The following is a 17978-nucleotide window of genomic DNA, read 5'->3' as shown; positions in this document are numbered from 1 at the left end:
CGGTCAGCGGGCGTCCCCGTTCCCGGCGACGACACCCCCCGGATCATCAACGACAGGGCGAGAAAGTCATACCGGAACCGGCGACCCGGTCCCGACCATCGGGACCTACTAAACATGGTAATGGGGGGGAAATATCAAGCCCCGCCGTATCGGTCGAGTTCACAACACGAACCGAGCCATGCTCGCGAATCCGCGGGAGCACGAACTCACTGGCATCGGCGATGTCGAAGCCGTCTTCCACTGCAGACACCAACAGACCGACTGCCTTGGAACATAACAACCTCGGCATCAAGGGGATCTCTGTGACCGGACGGGCCACCAAGTCGTTTTCAAAGAACGTACCCACCGACAGCACGGAGATGTCGAAGGGGATGTTCATTCCGCAATCGGCCAGCTCCTGCACCACCATGTTGAGTATTGTGGCATCGGCCTGATTGATGATTGCGGTGGGACGGGAATCCATGTCCATCAGATTGCGGACGAACGCGGCGGCATCGAAGATACCGACCTCGTTCCGTCCGGACTCGACGACCAGCATGCCAAGTTCTTCAGCATGCTCGAGCATCCGACGACGCAGCGTGACCACATAGCCGGAACGACGGGCATAGTCACGCTCATTGTCACGCAACAACGCCACGGTACGATGACCGCGTTCATAGAGATAATCCACAGCCATCGTGGCGGCGGCGTCGAAATCGACGTCCACGCACGCGCAATCGCCATGATGCGCGGGATACCCGATGGCGACGCATGGCTTGCCATATGTATCAGCCTGCACGACGCGGTCATCGTCCTCGACGATGTCGAGCAGGACCACACCGTCGACCATATTGCTGCGGGTCACACGGCGGATGTCATCCACCGCATCCTCACCGGTCAGCAACAGCACATCATATCCGGCGTTCTTCGCCTGCCACGCGGTATGAAGGAAGTATGCGTTGTACTTGGCCTCATTGATGTCGCCACGTATCGGCTCACTCACCGCCAGAATCTGGTTGCGACGGCCACGCATCTTCTGAGCCGATGCGTCCGGGGTGTACTTGAGATCCCTCACGGCATCCATCACCCTGCTGGAAGTCTTCTCCGAGATCGCACGCTTACCCGACAGCACATAGGACACGGTGCTGACCGACACCCCGGCGGCACGAGCCACATCCTTGATTCCGGCCATCATCGCCTCCCTTCCACAGTCACGCATGCGCACCAACAGTATTGCCTTCGATGATATCCTCATCGAACACATTCGCAGCCGGCTCCGCATTGCCATGTCGCCGTTGTCGCCACGTCATTGCGGTTCCACTTGTATTCTTTGCCCCGACATTCACTGTCGAAACGTTTCGCATATATCATACGTCGAATCGTTTCGACTTGTCAACGATGCGACACGCCGACAAGACATGTCGCATCGTCACACCGGTGAAAAACGAATGATGCAATCACTCCGACCAGCAGCATCGGTCACAGGAATACCCACGATAAGCCTCAACTGCGCCTCAGAACTGCATCAAGTACACCACCGACGTCCACGGGCAGACTCGTAGCGAACGGAAACTAGCGGGAACAGGCGGAAAACAGTGGGATGTTCCGCCGGTTTCATAGAGTGGAGCCATGTCACTTGGTTTGAACATTCTGCTCATCTTCGTCTTCCTCCTGCTCGGATCCGTATTCTCCGGCACCGAACTGGCGCTCGTATCGCTGCGCAGCTCCCAGATCGACCAGATGGAGCAGGAGGACGCCCGCGGCGCGCGCGTCGCGAAGATCGCACGCGACCCCAACACGTTCCTGTCCACCGTGCAGATCGGCGTGACGCTCTCCGGCTTCCTGTCCGCGTCGTTCGGCGAATCGTCGATCTCGCCGTACGTCGTGCCGGTCGTCGAAGGCTGGGGCGTGCCGTCGAACGTCGCCGCGCCGCTCACCACGATCGTGCTCACGCTCGTCATCTCGTACTGCTCGATCGTCATCTCCGAAATGGTGCCCAAGCGCATCGCGATGCAGCGCAACGAGGCCATCGCACGCGCCGTCGTGCCCGCGATCGACACGTTCGCCAAGGTCTGCCGGCCGATCATCTGGCTGATCGGCAAGAACACGAACGGCATCGTCCGTCTGCTCGGCTTCGACCCGAACGAAACCGAAAGCGAAGTCTCCGACGAGGAGCTGCGCATGATGGTCAGCACCAACACGTCGCTCAGCAAGGACGAGCGCACCATCCTCGACGACGTGTTCGACGCGTCGGAGAAGATCGTCGCCGAAGTCATGCGCCCGCGCGCCGACGTCGTCTTCCTCGACGGCGCCCAGCCGATCGACGATGCCGCCGCGTACGTGCGCGAGATGCCGTACTCGCGTTACCCCGTCACCGGCAAGGACTTCGACGACGTGCTCGGCTTCGTGCACGTGCGCGACCTGCTCGACGTGCGCGACCCCGCCGCGACGACCGTCGCCGACGTGACCCGCGAAGGCATCGCCCTGCCGGGCACGTCGAAGCTGCTGCCGAGCCTGTCGCTGCTGCGCAAGCGCGGCATCCACCTGGCCGTCGTCATCGACGAATACGGCGGCACCGACGGCATCGTCACGCTGGAGGACATGACCGAGGAGCTGGTCGGCGACATCCGCGACGAATACGATCTGCCCGACGAGCCGGGCGCGAACGGCGCGAACCGCGCCACCGCGTTCGTCGACGGTGTCGCCGAGGTCGACGGCGGCATGACCATCGAGGACTTCGACGACCTGACCGGCATCGAACTCGAGGACGGCCCGTACGAGACCGTCGCCGGCTACTTCCTCGCGCACACCGGCAAGATGGGCGAGGAGGGTGACGTGCTGCGCTCCGACGACGGCTACGACATGATCATCACCCGCGTCGACGGCCGCCGCATCGAAACCATCGAAGTGCGCAAGGCGAGTGCCGCAGCCGATGCAGCCGCACCGGTTGCGTGACCGGGCATCGGAGCCGCGGGAAACATCGGACTCGGGTCACACGAATGAGGTGGTTCGCGTGACCCGGGTACCGGTATCGGGGATGGGCCGGTGGCCGGGTCACGCAAGCGGCGCCGCCCGGGGCTTGCGCCGCGGCGGATGTGAGGAAGCCGACAGCGGACGGGCCGCCCGAATCGGCGGGGTCTTCCTAGAATGGGCGGTACGCGGTCCCGATCGGGGCCGGTCGTCGAACGGAAGGAATCCATCATGACGCTCGCATTCGTCGTTCCCGGACTGGATGAAGCCTCCTCCGAGAAGGCCATCGCCATCCTGCAGAACCGTCTCAGCCAGGAGCAGGAGGCCGCGCTCGTCCTCAAGCACGCGCATTGGAACGTCACCGGCCCGAACTTCATCGCCGTGCACGAGATGCTCGACCCGGAGGTCGAATCCGTGCTCGCCCAGGCCGATGAGACCGCCGAGCGCATCGCCACGCTGGGCGGTACCCCGGACGGCCGCGCCGACGCGATCGTGCGCCACCGCACGTGGAAGCCGTTCGATGTCGAAGGCCGCCAGTCCACCGAGAAGTATCTTGAGGCGCTCATCGAATACTATGACGCGTTCATCGCCGACGACCGCAAGGCCATCGCCGAACTCGACGAGCTGGACCTCGTCAGCTCCAACATCATGCAGGATCACGTGGCGGCGCTCGAGAAGTTCCAGTGGTTCATGCGCAGCCATCTCGCCTGATGCCCGGCAACGGCGGATGCCGGGCCGACTGCCCGGACCATCCGCATGATTCGCCGATCTGAGGGGAAGAATAAGGGCCTTGCACGCTTCTTTCGGCCAACTGAGGGGAAGACTTTCCCTGATCCGAAGGTCGGAAATCAAGGATTTCCAGCCAAAAGGGCTCAATCAGACCAAGGTTTTCCGGGTCGGGCTTCCCCTCAGATCGCTGAAAGAAGCGTGCAAGGCCCTTATTCTTCCCCTCACTTGGCCGATTGCCCTCATTCTCGGCCAGAAGGTCTCACGCCGCCGTTGAGTTCGGCTCGGATCGCACGCCACTGCGGCAGGTAGCCGTCCATCAGCCGGGTGAATTCCGGACCGTGGTTCGCGGCGCGCAGATGCGTCATCTCGTGCACGAGCACGTATTCCAGGAACCTCGGTTCCATCAGGCCCAGCATCAGGTTCAGTCGGATGCGGCCGGTCCGCGGCGTGCACGACCCCCATCGGGTCGTCATCAGCCGCAGCGTCACCTGCGTGGGGGAACGGCCGATGATCGCGCTCCACCGTTCCAGCAGGTCCGGCAAGGCCGCTTCGATAGCCGCCCGTGCGCGACGCCGTCGCTCGTCGTCCCATTCACCACCGACGACTGGTCCCGCACCGGCGGCTCCACTACCGGCCGAACCGGCTGAACCGGACTTGCGACCGTCGGCATCGGCCGCATCCGTACCACCGCCTTCACCGCGTCCGCCCGAGGTCAGCCCGCGATGCCGCTGGATCCAATCCATCTTGTCGCGTACGAACGCCTGGATCTGCCAGTCCGTCGCGATGGTCGGCGCGCTCACCTCGACCATGCCGGTCAGCGGGTTGATGCGCAGATACAGTCCGCGGATCCGCTTGCGCGTGACGGAGACGCGCACCCCGTCGACCGTCATCACCGGCATAGCGTCCCCGTTCCCGTGCCGACCTTACCGCCGGCCATCAGGTGACGTTTCATCGCGCGCTGCAGCGACGTGCCTTCCGGCAGGTCGGCGATCGGCGCATCCGAGCGTCGGTACACCCATTCGCGCCAGTCGGGCGCGTCGTCGTCGGTCGTGAGGATGTCGAAGCGCCGCTGGAACGCGAGGATGCGCGAATCGGCGGGCAGCAGCCGTTCCAACGCGGGGGAGAGCAGCCAGGATTCGCAGACGAACGGCAGGCCGATCCAGTCGGGGAAGAAGCGCGTGAGGAACGTGCGGGCGAGGTCGAGCGACTCGTCGCAGGCGTCGGGCGTGAGGCGCGCGTCGGAGGGGATGTGCATCGCGATGACGCGCGGCGAGCCGACGCAGGCGAACGGCGAACCGGTGTCCGCGGCGTCGGCGACGAGTTCGTATTCGAGTTCGCCGATGCGGAACAGCATCGAGCTGAGCTGACGGTATGTCCAGAAGTCGCGGTCGAACCCGTAGTGGCCGTAGCTGACGCGATGTTCGCCGACGAACCGCGGGAAGCAGCCCATCGTCGCGTCGAACACGGCGGCGGGGATGCCGCGGCGGCGGTAGTCGGCGGCCGTGTGCACGGCGGCCGCCGCCAGCATCCAGTACAGCATGTGCAGGCCGTCCGGATCGGCTGATGCAGCCGTGCGATGTCCGGCAACCGCATGATCGTCGGCGGCTGCGGGGATGGGGTCTTCGATGATTGACGCCGCAGTGGCGTCGGTGCCGCGAAGGGCCGATCGCAGCGTCTCCCATGCGGCGACGCGCGTCGTCGGGTCGGCCAGTTCGCGGATGCAGCGCATGATGATGGGAGACGGCCGCCGTGATGCCGGTTCGTCGGCGATGATGTTCAGCGACGCGATGACGTCGGACGGCATCGCGAGACGGTCGGCGAGATCGAGGACAGCTGCCGCGATGACGGCGGGGTCGGCGGTCGGATCGGCGGGGTTCACGGAGGAATGATCAGCGGGGTGATCGGCGGAAAGGCCAGCGGGAATGCGGGTTCCGGAATCGCTCATGCGGACTCCTTTGCTCCGGGCGGGCGAATGGACCATGCCAGTCTAACCGGAGGCCCCGCTGCGGCACGACGGGCGCGACACGCCGAAGCGCGCGGATGGGCGCGTCGAGTTTGACATATGACGAGAGCATGGTATTGTAATCACTTGTGCGCTTGAGAGCGTGCAAGGAACGGGCCCGTAGCTCAGGTGGTTAGAGCGCATCCCTGATAAGGATGAGGTCGGAGGTTCAAGTCCTCCCGGGCCCACGGTAAGAAATGAAGCGGCTTTCAGGCCGCTCTTTTTTTCTACCCAGCCAGTTTCGGGGCATTGGCGCAGCTGGTAGCGCATCTGCTTTGCAAGCAGAGGGTCGCCGGTTCGAACCCGGCATGCTCCACCTTCATCCCTTGGAATCCTACGATTCCAAGGGATTTTTCGTTTTGGACCGTGGTCGGGGACCGGTGGGGGCCGATCGCATTCAAACCGACGAAACGTCAATCATTCCAATGCCTCCGGGGCTGAATCAGACACACATTTTGGCCTATAGCCCCGTCGCCGCGTCGCAATCTGAGCACGAAGCAGGACTCGCATACAGACGACGACGCAACGCGCGCCTCCAGCGTCGCAATCGGCACATGAACTGGAATTCATATACAAACAACGACGCAACACACCCTCGCAGCGTCGTAACCCGTATAGGACTGCCCCGCCACGAACGAACGGCGACTCAACCATGCGTGACATGAGTCTCACATACGGGCGGTTACGCCAAGTGCAAGAGAGAAGGCGCATATCCACAACCGCTATGTTTCACATGAAACATCGTGTTCCACACCCGCATTGTTTCATGTGAAACATCGGCGTGGAACACGTAAGAAACGATCTCGAAGATCAGGCGGCAGACCGTTTGGCGAGCTGGTCGCGGATCTCGGTCAGCAGTTCAACAACCTGCCGATCAGCGGTCGACGGCCCAGCGGGGGAGGCGGGAAGCCCGTTCGGCGCAGCAGTGGTACCGGTACCGTCAGCAGTCTTCACGGCGTCCTTCGTCGCCGCATCTTCCGCAGCCTTCGCGGACTTTGTGGCCTTATCGGCCGCATCGGCGGCGGCCTTCGCGTCCTCGGCCTCCTTAATCCTCGCTTTAACCAACAGAGCTTCGGACATGTCGCGCAGCTTGTTGATCGGCATCAGCACGCCGAAGTAGACGGCGACGGCGATCATCAGGAAGTTGAGCAGCGCGCCGAGCACCGCACCGAACGAGATCGTCGCGCCGTTGAACGTGAACGCGAGCAGGCCGCTCATATCCGGTTTGCCGAACAGCATCGCGATGAGCGGGTTGATCAGGTTGTCGACGATCGCGTTGACGACGGAGGTGACGGCACTGCCCATCACCACGCCGACGGCCATGTCGATCATATTGCCCCGCGAAATGAACTTCTTGAATCCGTCGATCATCATGCCTCCCATCCGACGATTGCTTCAACGATTACTTCGGCGGTTCCTTCAGTGCCTGCGCCAACACCCGCCACAGCCATCATGCCATGTCTTCGATCGTCCGCCGCATCTGATGATGGACGGCGTGGCTGCGCAGGTACTCACGCATGTGAGGCACCTTGAAGTCCACGAACCCGTAGTCTGATGCGGTGATGATGTCCAGTTTGATGAGCTGGGCCCGGTAGACGCTCGCGTACTGCGCCGACCGTTCCAGCCGTCGCGCGATCTCGCTGGTGGAGGAGGGGCCGTCGTCCTGCGACATCGCCAGCAGATAGTCCTTCTGCATCGCCGTCAGACCGTCGTAGATCGGCCCGTGAACCATGTCGCCCAGTTTGAGTTTCGCCTGTCGGATGCCGCTGTCGGCGTCCTCCATCGTGATCCGATCGCCGCGCTTCGCCGTCTCGGATGCGCGCCATGTCCAGTAGCCGACCAGCTGGATCATGAACGGGTATCCGTTCGTCGCCTGCGTCAGCCGGTTCAGGATCTCGTAGTCGACGTTCTTGCCGCTGTCGGAGATCGTCGTCTCGAATGCGGACCAGATGTCCGGCAGCGGAACGTCGCCCAGATGACGGCGTTCCGCCCGCCGTAGAAACGTCAGGACGTCGTCGTTGACGACGTCCTCCACGAGGGATGGCAGTCCGGCGAAGACGAAGGCGATGTTGCGTCGCTCCCGGATCAGATGCTGCACGCCGACCGCAAGCGCGCGGATTTCGTCGATGGACGACGACTGCACTTCGTCCAGCGTGATGAGGATGCCGCGACGGCTTTCGTCCATGCCGTCCAATCGTCTGGTCATGGCGTGACGGAAGTCCAGCGACAGTTCGCCGTGTTCGAGTTCCACCGCGCCGAGATTCACGGTAGCCTGTCCGAGTCCGCCGGGGATGTCGAGCGTCAGTCCGGGCGTCTGGTATTTCACCGTGCGGGTGGCTGATTCTCCGTTCAGCGCACGGATCAACCGGTCCATGAACCCGCGTTCCGCAGTCTCGTCGATGACCAGCCAATCCTGATCGCGGGCGATGTCGCCCAACGCATTGAGCATCACCGTCTTGCCGACGCCTCTGGCTCCGGTCAGATACATCAGACGCCCCGGCGCGCCCACGCCGTCGTCGAGGGCGTATCGGAAGTCATCCAGGTCGGATTCCCGTCCGACCAGAACCGGCGGTGTCATTCCCGCGGTGGGTTTGAACGGATTGGCCATCACATGTCCCTTCCCAACCGAAGATGATGCCGGCGATACCGTCGGCATCATCGGAGCCGTCGCCTACACCGGCGTCGGTGTCATATACGTCGATCATCCCCAGCATAACGCAAGTTCTAATAGTTCTAAAAGTTCTAAAAGCTCTAAAAAAGTCTAAAATCACTTGGTCATAGATTCTTGCTGTCGTCGACCGCCGTCGGCGATTACCGCCCCGCAACACAGAAGCGGCCCTCGCACACCGGTGCGAGGGCCGCGGGATTAATCAGCGAATCAGCGAGCCGAAGACGTCACGCCTTGGTGACGTGGCCGCCGAACTGGGCGCGCATCGTGGAGACGACGCGCAGCGTGTCGTCGCCGCCGCCGCGCGACACCTGACGCGCGTACAGCGCGGCTACGGTCGCCGGGGTCGGCACGCCGAGTTCGAGCGCGGCCTCGACCATCCACTTCGCCTCGCCGGACTCGTTGGCGACGGGCGGCATCGACTGCAGCGTCGGATCGTCCTTGAACGCGTTGGCGAGCAGGTCGAGCAGCCACGATCCGACGACCGAACCGGACTTCCACGACGTCATCACCGCAGCAGGGTCGTCGACGAGCTCGGAGCGGACCATCGTCGCGAAGCCTTCGCCGAACGCCTGCATCATGCCGTATTCGACGCCGTTGTGGACCATCTTGGCGAAGTGGCCGCCGCCGACCGGGCCGGCCAGCACGAGGCCGTGCTCGCCTTCCGGCTTGAGGGTCTCATAGATCGGGCGCATGAACTCGAAGTCCTCCTTCGAGCCGCCGACCATGAGCGCGTAGCCGCGGTCGATGCCCCACACGCCGCCGGAGACGCCGCAGTCCATGAATCGGATGCCGAGTTCGCCCAGCTGCTTGGCGTGGCGGCCGTCGTCGACGTAGCGGGTGTTGCCGCCGTCGACGATCATGTCGCCGGCCTCCATCAGCTCGGCCAGACGGTCGATCGTGTCGTCGGTCGGCTTGCCGGCCGGGACCATGACCCACACGACGCGCGGTGCGTCGAGCGCGGCGACGAGCGCCTCCAGCGAGTCGACGTCGCGTCCCGATTCGGGGGACATGTCGTAGCCGACGACCTGGTGGCCGCCCGCCGCGAGGCGCTTGGCCATGTTGCCGCCCATACGTCCCAGGCCGATCATACCGATTTGCATAGTTGGTTCCTTTCTCGATGCGCCGTGCGTCGCGTCGTCGCGTGCGCGGCATGGTTTCGTCGGATGCGATGACGATGAATGATGGATGATGATGGGAAAGCGAGGGGAGTGGCGGGGCGGCCGGCCGCCGTTGGCGGGCCGCCCCACGGGGTTGCCTGTCCGACGGATGTCCGCGGACGGATCGTCCGGTCCGCAGGTGCCGGTCGGACCGGCGTCGTCACAGGACGAGGGACAGCAGCATCACGCAGCCGAGGCCGACGACCGACAGGACGGTCTCCATCAGCGACCAGGTCTTGAGGGTCTGGGAGACGGTCATGCCGAAGTACTCCTTGACCAGCCAGAAGCCGGCGTCGTTGAGGTGGGAGAAGAACACCGAGCCGGCGCCGATGGCGAGCACGAGCAGCGCCAGGTGGGTCGGGCTCATGCCGGTGGCGAGCGGCACCATGATGCCGGACGCGGTCACGGTGGCGACGGTCGCCGAACCGGTGGCGAGGCGGATGAGGACGGCCACGAGCCAGCCGGCGATCAGCGGGTTGAGCGCGGATTCGGAGATGCCGTTGGCGATGACGTCGCCGATGCCGGAGTCGACCAGCGTCTGCTTGAAGCCGCCGCCGGCGGCCACGATGAACACGATGCCGGCCACGGACGCGAACGACTTGCCGACCTCGCCGTTGATGAACTCACGGGTGCGGCCCTGCAGGAAGCCGAGCAGGAACATCGCGACGACGGCGGTGATGAACAGGGCGGTCAGCGGGGTGCCGAGGAACACGAGCACGCGGCCCCACAGGCTTTCGGCCTGGCCAGTCAGGTCGACGACGGACGCGGCGAGCATGAGCACGACCGGCAGGAGGATGACGGTCATGGCCTGGCCGAAGGACGGACGCTTGGACTCGTCCTTGACGGCCTCCTTGGCGGCCTCCTGCTCGGGGGCCTGGATCGGCACCCACTTGGCCATCACGCGGCCCATCAGCGGGCCGGAGATGATGACGGTCGGGACGGCGACGAGCAGGCCGAGGCCGAGGGTGACGCCCAGGTTGGCGCCGAGCGCGGAGATCGCGACCAGCGGGCCGGGGTGCGGCGGCACGAACGCGTGCAGCGTGGACAGGCCGGCGAGGGCGGGGATGCCGAGGAGGATGACCGGCATCTTGGCGCGGCGGGCGGCGAACAGGACGACCGGGATCAGGATGACGACGCCGACCTCGAAGAACATCGGGATGCCGACGATGAACGCGATGAGGGCCATGGCCCACGGCAGCATCTGCAGCGGCGTCTTCGACATGATCGTGTCGACGATCACGTCGGCGCCGCCGGATGCGAACAGGAGCGTGCCGACGATCGAACCGAAGCCGATGAGCAGGCCGACGCTGGAGACGGTCGAGCCGACGCCGGACGTGAAGCTGTTCCACGACTCGTCGAACGGGACGCCGGCGCACACGGCCATGACGAACGAGCCGACCATCAGCGAGATGAACGGGTGTACCTTGGCGACGGCGATCAGCAGCACGATCGCCGCGATGCCGATGATGGCAGCGATGATGAGATTCATGGGTATCGAATGTCCTTACAGAACTACGGAAGGATGATGATTATCGATAGGCGGCCGCTCTGCGTCGAGTCGGCCGATGGCATGGGAACACGGCGTCCGTCGCTGTCGGCGGCGCCGTGCCGGGGTGGGTCAGGCCTTGGACGCCTGATACTGCTTGACGGCTTCGATGGCCTTCTCGACGACGACCTCGATCGGGTCCTCGACGGAGATGACGACGCCGTTCTCGTCCTCGCCCAGGTTCTCCAGGGTGTCGAACTGGCTGGCGAGCAGCGACGGCGGCATGAAGTGGTCCTTGCGGGCCTCCATGCGCTCGAGGATCAGGTCCTGCGAGCCGACGAGGTGCACGAAGAACACGTCGACGTTCTCGCGCAGCAGGTCGCGGTAGACGTGCTTGAGCGCCGAGCTGGAGACGACGGTGTTCTGGTCGAGCGCCTCGCGTGCGACCATCCAGGTGTTGATGACGCGCAGCCACGGCCAACGGTCCTCGTCCGTCAGCGGGATGCCCGCGCTCATCTTGTCGATGTTGGCCTGGGGGTGGAAGTCGTCTCCCTCGGCCATGACGAAGTCCAGGTTGTCCCGAATGGCTTCGGAAACCGTGGACTTGCCGCATCCAGCTACGCCCATCACGACGACGTGTGTGCTCATCTGGACTCTCCTTTCAACTGCGGTGTTGACTGATGGGTATTATCATAAAACCCAAACGTCATACCTGTCAAATTAAAAGTAGTACTTTTTTTGCGATTCATCAGATGATTCATCAACTAAGATTGGCGTGAGGCACGGTTCTCCGATCGTCGTCCGCCCGCCCGCCGTCCTCGCGGGCCGCCGGCACGACGCGACCGTGCGATGCACGACCAAGGGGAGACATCATGGACACCGACACCGCATCCGCGGCCGAGGACCGGACGGCGGACGGCGCGGCCGCAGGCACGTCGTCCGGCGCGACGAACGGCGCGACGGCAGACGCGACGGCAGACGCGACGACCTCGCCCGCCGCGACGAACGTCAACGTCATCACCGATACGCCGAGCGATCTCATGCACCAGGCCGTCACCGACGAGCTCGCCGTCGACATCATCGACGGACGCTGGGCCGTCGACGACCCGCTCACGCTCGAAGCGATCCAGGAGCGCTTCGCGATCTCCCGCACCGTCGCCCGCGAGGTCGCCAAATACCTCGAATCGACGCGCGCCGTCACCATCCGCCGCCGCGTCGGCCTCATCCCGCGGCCGGTCGACGAGTGGGCCGCGCTCAACACGCAGGTCATCCGCTGGAAGCTCATGTCGACGCGACGCAAGGACCAGCTGCGCACGCTCACCGAGCTGCGTCTCGCCGTCGAGCCGGCGGCCGCGGCGTCGGCGGCGCGCAACGCCTCGATGGAGGCGCGCGCGATGATGCCCGTCATGGCCGCCGAACTGCGCCGCTGCGGCGAGGCCGGCGAACTCGACACGTTCCACGAACTCGACGTGCGCTTCCACTCGTCGCTGCTGCTCAACAGCGGCAACGACCTGTTCGCGTCGATGGCCGACATCATCAAGATCGTGCTGCTGGGCCGCGTCGAACTGCACATGTACCCGCAGAAGCCCAAGCCGGCCGCGCTCGACGCGCACGACGCCGTCGCGCAGGCCGTGTGGAAGGGCGATCCGGACGCTGCGCGCGAGGCGATGCACGCCATCGTCGACGAGGTCGCCGAGTCGCTGGAACTCAGCTGAGCGGCCGGACCGCGCCGACGACCTGTTGGCCGATGCCGAACCGGCCGACACGAGCCAAACGTACGTTTGGACACGCAACGACGATGGGTGCGTGTCCATTGCGAAGTTTCGAGCCTCCCAAACTTCACTTTGCGCACGCAGGCCCTGCGATTGCGTGCCCAAAGTGAAGGAAAGCCACGCGAGATATGGGAAAGGCTCCCCGTGGGGAGCCTTTCGTTGCGTTATACGCGCGTCGATCAGAGGACGCCCTGGGCGACCATCGCGTTGGCGACCTTGACGAAGCCGGCGGCGTTGGCGCCGAGCATCAGATCGCCCTCGTGGCCGTACTCCTTGGCTGCGGCCAGCGAGTTGGCGACGATGGTCTCCATGATGTTCTTCAGCTTGGCGTCGACCTCCTCGAAGGTCCACGACAGACGGTAGGAGTTCTGGCTCATCTCGAGGCCGGAGACGGCGACGCCGCCGGCGTTCGCGGCCTTGGCCGGGCCGTAGAGCAGGCCGTTCTCCTGGTACACGGCGATGGCCTCCGGGGTGGACGGCATGTTCGCGCCCTCGCACACCACGGTACAGCCGTTGGCGACGAGCGCCTTGGCGGACTCCTCGTCGATCTCGTTCTGGGTGGCGCACGGCAGGGCGATGTCGCACGGCACGGTCCACACGCCCTTGCAGCCCTCGTGGTATTCGGCGCCTTCGACGCGCTCCGCGTACTCCTTGATGCGGCCGCGCTCGACTTCCTTGATCTGCTTGACCACGTCGACGTCGATGCCGTTCGGATCGTACACGTAGCCGTTGGAGTCGGACACGGTGACGACCTTGGCGCCCAGCTGCTGGGCCTTCTGCGCGGCGTAGGTCGCGACGTTGCCGGAGCCGGAGATCACGACGGTCTTGCCCTCGAAGGAGTCGTCGCGCAGCACGCGCAGAGCCTCCTGGGTGTAGTAGCACAGGCCGTAGCCGGTGGCCTCGGTGCGGGCGAGCGAGCCGCCGAACTCCAGGCCCTTGCCGGTCAGGACGCCGGAGTACTCGTCGCGGATGCGCTTGTACTGGCCGAACAGGTAGCCGATCTCGCGGCCGCCCACGTTGATGTCGCCGGCCGGAACGTCGGTGAACTGGCCGATGTGGCGGCACAGCTCGGTCATGAAGGCCTGGCAGAAGCGCATGACCTCGGCGTCGGACTTGCCCTTCGGGTTGAAGTCGGAGCCGCCCTTGCCGCCGCCCATCGGCAGCGTGGTCAGCGAGTTCTTGAGGATCTGCTCGAAGCCGAGGAACTTGATGACGCCCTCGTTGACGGTCGGGTGGAAGCGCAGACCGCCCTTGTACGGGCCGATGGCGGAGTTGAACTGGATGCGGTAGCCGCGGTTGACCTGGACCTTGCCCTCGTCGTCGGTCCAGGCGACGCGGAACTTGACGACGCGCTCCGGCTCGACGATGCGCTCGAGCACGCCGGCCTTCTCATACTCGGGGTGCTTGGCGACGACCGGCTCCAGGGTCTCGAAGACCTCCTTGACGGCCTGCAGGAACTCCGGCTGGTCGCCGTCGCGCTGTTCCACCTGATCGTAGACGCGCTTGATGTATTCGTTAGTGAACATGGGACCCCCTCCGGGTTCTCGTTGCGGATTTCATTCGGACGGCTTCATTCTAGGTAGGCCCCTCAGCCGCTACAAGAGGCCTGACCATGATACGGGCGCAGTTAACATCGGATTTACGTCGGCTTTACATGGGCCTCACGTCAACGGTTTGACGGCGTGTCAATCGATCGGCCCACCGCGATTCCGGATACGGAAAAGGCTCCCCGCAGGGAGCCTTTTCTCAGTCGCTACAGCGCCGATCAGTCGTCGCCGAGGGTCACGTGGACGCCGCCGACGAGCGAGGTCACCACGTTGTACAGCATCGTGATGATCGCGGCCAGCAGGGTGAAGAGCACGACCTCGACGATCGAGAAGATCGTGACGGCGCTCAGCACGGTGCTCATGCTGAACACGTCCTTGAGGTTGATGTTGCCCGCGTCAAGGCCGGTCGAGGAGACGATCTTGGTGATCGAGTCGAACACGCCGACCAGGTCGAGCGTGCCCCACACCAGCGCCGCCGCGACGACCTGGATGATGCCGCCGGCAATCGCCAGCAGGAACGTCACCTTGGCCACGGACCACGCGCTGATGTGCGTGACGGACAGGTTCATGCGACGCGCGCGCGGCGTGCCGCGATGGCGGTTCGGGCGCGACGCCGGCGGCACCGAGGCGGGCTTGCCGTCGCTGGATGCGGAACGCGCCACGCGTCCGGACTTCGCCGCATGAGCAGTCGCTTCGGGTTCCGGTGCGAAGCCGGCGGGCTGGATCACGTCGGATTCGCCCGTTTCGAGATTCTCGCTCATCTGTGCTCCTTGTCTGAGCTCGTGTCTTCTGTGAGACTACCAGTTTCAGCAGACGGTCAGGCCTCGTCGGACGGCGTCTCGGAACCGTCCGTTCCGGCGGTTCCGTTCGCCTCGGCGGGGGCTTCGGCAGCCGTCTCGGCCACGCCTTCGGAGGCGGTCGCCTCGGTGCCGGTCGTCGCGTCGTCCTCCGGGTCGTCCTTCTCCTCGTTGCGCGCGATGGAGATGATCTCGTCGCCCTTGTCGGGCTTGGCGAGCGTGACGCCCTGGGTGTTGCGGCCGGTGCGCTTGACCTCGGCCACGTCGGAGCGGATCACCTTGCCGGACTTCATGATCGCCATGACCTGGTCGTCCTCGGCCACGATGACCGCGCCGACCAGCGAACCGCGGCCCTCAGCCAGCTGCAGCGCCTTGACGCCGAAGCCGTTGCGGCCCTGGAGGCGGTATTCGCTGACCGCGGTGCGCTTGGCGAAGCCCTCGTTGGTGACGACCAGCAGGTCCTTGTCGGTGTCGCCCCACACGACGTCCATCGCGAGCAGCTCGTCGCCGTCGCGGAACTTCATGCCCTGCACGCCGGCGGTCTGGCGGCCCATCGGGCGCAGCTGATCGTCGTCGGCCTGGAACTTGAGGCTCATGCCCTGCTTGGAGACGAGGATGATGTCGTCGGTCGCGTTGCACAGCGCGGCGCCGATCAGCTCGTCCGCGTTCTCGCCGTTCTCGTCGGCGTTGAGGCGCACGGCGATGAGGCCGCCCTGGCGCGGCGAATCGTATTCGGCGAGCGCCGTCTTCTTGACCTTGCCGGAGCGGGTGGCGAGCACGAGGTATTTGGCGACCTCGTAGTTCGGGATGGACAGCACGGTCTGGATCGCCTCGCCGGGCTGCAGCTGCAGCAGGTTGGCGACGTGCTGGCCCTTGGAGTCGCGCGAGCCTTCGGGCAGTTCGTATGCCTTGATGCGGTACACGCGGCCCTTGTTCGTGAAGAACAGCAGCCAGTTGTGCGTGGAGGTGAGGAAGAAGTGGTCGACCACGTCGTCCTCGCGCAGGCGGGCGCCCTTGATGCCCTTGCCACCGCGGTGCTGGGCACGGTATTCGTCGGCCTTGGTGCGCTTGATGAAGCCGGAGTGCGTGACGGTGACGACGACGTTCTCCTCGGCGATCAGGTCCTCGACGTTCATTTCGCCCGAGTACGGCAGGATCTTGGTGCGGCGTTCGTCGCCGTACTTGGCGACGATCTCGTCGAGCTCGTCGCCGACGATGGCGCGCTGGCGTTCCGGCTTGGCGAGGATGTCGTTGTAGTCGGCGATCTTGCGCATGAGTTCGTCGTGTTCGTCGACGATCTTCTGGCGTTCCATGTTGGCGAGGCGCACGAGCTGCATGGACAGGATCGCGTCGGCCTGCACCTGGTCGATGTCGAGGAAGTCCATGAGGCGCGGCCGGGCGTCCTCGCGGCCCTGGCTGGAGCGGATGAGGCGGATGACCTCGTCGATCGCGTCCATGGCCTTGAGCAGGCCCTGGAGGATGTGGTCGCGTTCCTCGGCTTCGCGCTTGAGGTAGCGGGTGCGGCGTTCGATGACGTCGAGCTGGTGGTTGACCCAGTGGCGGATGAACGCGTCGAGGCTGAGGGTGCGCGGCACGCCGTCGACGAGCGCGAGCATGTTGGCGCCGAAGGTCTGCTGCAGCTGGGAGTGCTTGTACAGGTTGTTGAGGACGACCTTGGGCACGGCGTCGCGCTTGAGGACGAGCACGAGTCGCTGGCCGGTGCGGCCGGACGTCTCGTCGCGCATGTCGGCGATGCCCTGGATCTTGCCGTCGCGCACGCCTTCGCGGATGGATGCGGCGAGGCGGTCGGGGTTGACCTGGTAGGGCAGTTCGGTGACCACGAGGCACATGCGCCCCTTGATCTCCTCCGTGTTGACGACGGCGCGCATGGTGATGAGGCCGCGGCCGGTGCGGTACGCCTGTTCGATGCCCTTGTGGCCGAGGATCGTCGCGCCGGTGGGGAAGTCGGGGCCCTTGATGATGCCGATGAGCGCGTCGAGCAGTTCCTCGCGGCTTGCGTCGGGGTGGTCGAGCGCCCAGTGGACGGCCTGGCCGAGTTCGCGCATGTTGTGCGGCGGGATGTTGGTGGCCATGCCGACGGCGATGCCGGACGAGCCGTTGGCCAGCAGGTTCGGGAATCGTGCGGGCAGCACGACGGGCTCCTGGGTGCGGCCGTCGTAGTTGGGGGCGAAGTCGACGGTGTCCTTGTCGATGTCGCGCACCATCTCCATGGCGAGCGGCATCATGCGGCATTCGGTGTATCGCATGGCCGCGGGCGGATCGTCGCCGGCGGAGCCGAAGTTGCCCTGGCCGTCGACGAGCGTGTAGCGCATCGCCCACGGCTGGGCCATGCGCACGAGCGAGTCGTAGATGGCGGCGTCGCCGTGCGGATGGTAGTTGCCCATGACGTCGGCGACGGGTCGGGCGCACTTGGAGTAGCCGCGGTCGGGGCGGTAGCCGCCGTCGTACATCGCGTACACGATGCGGCGGTGGACGGGCTTCATGCCGTCGCGCACGTCCGGGAGGGCGCGTTCGACGATGACGGAGATCGCGTAGTCGAGGTACGACTGGCGCATCTCCTTCTGGATGTCGGTGTGCTGCACGCGGTGCTCGTCGAGGACCAGCTGCTCGCCTGCCTGCGGGCTGGTGGGTTCCATCGAGCGCTCCGCGCGTTCGTCGTTCTGCTCCGGCGGTTCGCCGCCGCCGGTGCCGTATTCGTCTGCCACTTATGTTCCTTTGCTGTGTGGATCCGGTGGTCCGCTCGGGGGAGCGGGCCACCGGTCAGGTCATGTGGGGAGGGAGTTCCGCTACGCGTCAATCACGCGTCGATACGCCGCTGTCTCTTCATCTCCGCTCACGCGTCGATAC

General features: G+C 65.0%; 13 protein-coding genes, 2 tRNA genes and 1 pseudogene. 5 read left to right on the top strand and 11 right to left on the bottom strand.

What is annotated here, in order from left to right; genetic code table 11:
• Positions 1-46: 46 nt before the first annotated feature.
• Positions 47-1174, bottom strand: coding sequence for a LacI family DNA-binding transcriptional regulator (locus tag D2E24_RS04040; RefSeq protein WP_241222842.1), 1128 nt, complete (start codon positions 1172-1174; stop codon positions 47-49).
• A 434-nt stretch (positions 1175-1608) separates the two neighbouring features.
• Between D2E24_RS04040 and D2E24_RS04035 the strand changes: the two genes are divergently transcribed.
• The gene (locus D2E24_RS04035; RefSeq protein ID WP_125968037.1) at positions 1609-2934 is read left to right on the top strand and encodes a hemolysin family protein; all 1326 of its coding nucleotides are present in this window, start codon (positions 1609-1611) and stop codon (positions 2932-2934) included.
• A 246-nt stretch (positions 2935-3180) separates the two neighbouring features.
• Positions 3181-3660, top strand: a complete 480-nt coding sequence (locus tag D2E24_RS04030; RefSeq protein WP_125968036.1) for a Dps family protein — start codon at positions 3181-3183, stop codon at positions 3658-3660.
• A gap of 257 nt (positions 3661-3917) precedes the next feature.
• On the opposite strand, the gene D2E24_RS04025 is transcribed toward D2E24_RS04030, so the two are convergent.
• A complete protein-coding gene (locus D2E24_RS04025; RefSeq protein ID WP_241222841.1) occupies positions 3918-4577 on the bottom strand; it encodes a YgjP family zinc-dependent metalloprotease in 660 nt (219 codons plus the stop codon).
• Positions 4568-5623, bottom strand: coding sequence for an acyltransferase domain-containing protein (locus tag D2E24_RS04020; RefSeq protein WP_125968035.1), 1056 nt, complete (start codon positions 5621-5623; stop codon positions 4568-4570). The genes D2E24_RS04025 and D2E24_RS04020 overlap by 10 nt, the downstream gene beginning before the upstream one ends.
• 171 nt (positions 5624-5794) lie before the next feature.
• Between D2E24_RS04020 and D2E24_RS04015 the strand changes: the two genes are divergently transcribed.
• Both D2E24_RS04015 and D2E24_RS04010 read left to right on the top strand, forming a co-directional pair.
• Positions 5795-5868 (top strand) — tRNA-Ile (locus D2E24_RS04015).
• Between the two features lie 55 nt (positions 5869-5923).
• Positions 5924-5996 (top strand) — tRNA-Ala (locus tag D2E24_RS04010).
• Positions 5997-6759: 763 nt separating this feature from the next.
• On the opposite strand, the pseudogene mscL reads toward D2E24_RS04010, so the two are convergent.
• From mscL to D2E24_RS03985, 5 genes and pseudogenes are all read right to left on the bottom strand, one after another.
• Positions 6760-7051: pseudogene (gene mscL, locus D2E24_RS10795) on the bottom strand (large conductance mechanosensitive channel protein MscL); the annotation flags it as partial.
• 79 nt (positions 7052-7130) lie between these two features.
• Positions 7131-8288 (bottom strand): ATP-binding protein, encoded by a 1158-nt coding sequence (locus D2E24_RS04000; protein WP_164520993.1) that lies wholly within the window; start codon positions 8286-8288, stop codon positions 7131-7133.
• Between the two features lie 287 nt (positions 8289-8575).
• Positions 8576-9451, bottom strand: coding sequence for a phosphogluconate dehydrogenase (NAD(+)-dependent, decarboxylating) (gnd, locus tag D2E24_RS03995; RefSeq protein WP_125968033.1), 876 nt, complete (start codon positions 9449-9451; stop codon positions 8576-8578).
• 217 nt (positions 9452-9668) lie between these two features.
• Positions 9669-10997, bottom strand: coding sequence for a GntP family permease (locus D2E24_RS03990; protein WP_125968032.1), 1329 nt, complete (start codon positions 10995-10997; stop codon positions 9669-9671).
• A 129-nt stretch (positions 10998-11126) separates the two neighbouring features.
• Entirely contained in the window at positions 11127-11642 is a 516-nt protein-coding gene (locus D2E24_RS03985; RefSeq protein WP_125968031.1) for a gluconokinase, read from the bottom strand.
• Between the two features lie 224 nt (positions 11643-11866).
• Here D2E24_RS03985 and D2E24_RS03980 point away from each other — a divergent pair, with 224 nt between their 5' ends.
• Positions 11867-12709 carry a FadR/GntR family transcriptional regulator gene (locus D2E24_RS03980; RefSeq protein ID WP_241222840.1) on the top strand — a complete coding sequence of 281 codons (843 nt, stop codon included), beginning with the start codon at positions 11867-11869 and terminating at the stop codon, positions 12707-12709.
• A gap of 236 nt (positions 12710-12945) precedes the next feature.
• On the opposite strand, the gene gdhA is transcribed toward D2E24_RS03980, so the two are convergent.
• The 3 genes from gdhA to gyrA all read right to left on the bottom strand — a co-directional run bounded on the left by gdhA (position 12946) and on the right by gyrA (position 17836).
• The gene (gene gdhA, locus D2E24_RS03975; protein WP_125968030.1) at positions 12946-14292 is read right to left on the bottom strand and encodes an NADP-specific glutamate dehydrogenase; all 1347 of its coding nucleotides are present in this window, start codon (positions 14290-14292) and stop codon (positions 12946-12948) included.
• A gap of 239 nt (positions 14293-14531) precedes the next feature.
• Positions 14532-15074, bottom strand: coding sequence for a DUF3566 domain-containing protein (locus D2E24_RS03970; protein WP_125968029.1), 543 nt, complete (start codon positions 15072-15074; stop codon positions 14532-14534).
• A 56-nt stretch (positions 15075-15130) separates the two neighbouring features.
• The gene (gene gyrA / locus D2E24_RS03965; RefSeq protein ID WP_420897470.1) at positions 15131-17836 is read right to left on the bottom strand and encodes a DNA gyrase subunit A; all 2706 of its coding nucleotides are present in this window, start codon (positions 17834-17836) and stop codon (positions 15131-15133) included.
• Between the last annotated feature and the right edge of the window lie 142 nt (positions 17837-17978).

This window comes from Bifidobacterium samirii (assembly GCF_003952945.1).
GTDB lineage: Bacteria > Actinomycetota > Actinomycetes > Actinomycetales > Bifidobacteriaceae > Bifidobacterium > Bifidobacterium samirii.
Note: the sequence above shows the minus strand (reverse complement) of the source record. Positions and strands in the feature narration are given on the sequence as shown.

What these genes read in the sequence shown, in the direction of transcription:
- D2E24_RS04000 (WP_164520993.1), bottom strand. Translation starts at nt 8,288, where the DNA reads ATGGCCAATCCGTTCAAACCCACCGCGGGAATGACACCGCCGGTTCTG.
- D2E24_RS03980 (WP_241222840.1), top strand. Translation starts at nt 11,867, where the DNA reads ATGGACACCGACACCGCATCCGCGGCCGAGGACCGGACGGCGGACGGC.
- D2E24_RS04020 (WP_125968035.1), bottom strand. Translation starts at nt 5,623, where the DNA reads ATGAGCGATTCCGGAACCCGCATTCCCGCTGGCCTTTCCGCCGATCAC.
- D2E24_RS04025 (WP_241222841.1), bottom strand. Translation starts at nt 4,577, where the DNA reads ATGCCGGTGATGACGGTCGACGGGGTGCGCGTCTCCGTCACGCGCAAG.
- gdhA (WP_125968030.1), bottom strand. Translation starts at nt 14,292, where the DNA reads ATGTTCACTAACGAATACATCAAGCGCGTCTACGATCAGGTGGAACAG.
- gnd (WP_125968033.1), bottom strand. Translation starts at nt 9,451, where the DNA reads ATGCAAATCGGTATGATCGGCCTGGGACGTATGGGCGGCAACATGGCC.
- D2E24_RS03990 (WP_125968032.1), bottom strand. Translation starts at nt 10,997, where the DNA reads ATGAATCTCATCATCGCTGCCATCATCGGCATCGCGGCGATCGTGCTG.
- D2E24_RS03970 (WP_125968029.1), bottom strand. Translation starts at nt 15,074, where the DNA reads ATGAGCGAGAATCTCGAAACGGGCGAATCCGACGTGATCCAGCCCGCC.
- D2E24_RS04040 (WP_241222842.1), bottom strand. Translation starts at nt 1,174, where the DNA reads ATGATGGCCGGAATCAAGGATGTGGCTCGTGCCGCCGGGGTGTCGGTC.
- D2E24_RS03985 (WP_125968031.1), bottom strand. Translation starts at nt 11,642, where the DNA reads ATGAGCACACACGTCGTCGTGATGGGCGTAGCTGGATGCGGCAAGTCC.
- D2E24_RS04030 (WP_125968036.1), top strand. Translation starts at nt 3,181, where the DNA reads ATGACGCTCGCATTCGTCGTTCCCGGACTGGATGAAGCCTCCTCCGAG.
- D2E24_RS04035 (WP_125968037.1), top strand. Translation starts at nt 1,609, where the DNA reads ATGTCACTTGGTTTGAACATTCTGCTCATCTTCGTCTTCCTCCTGCTC.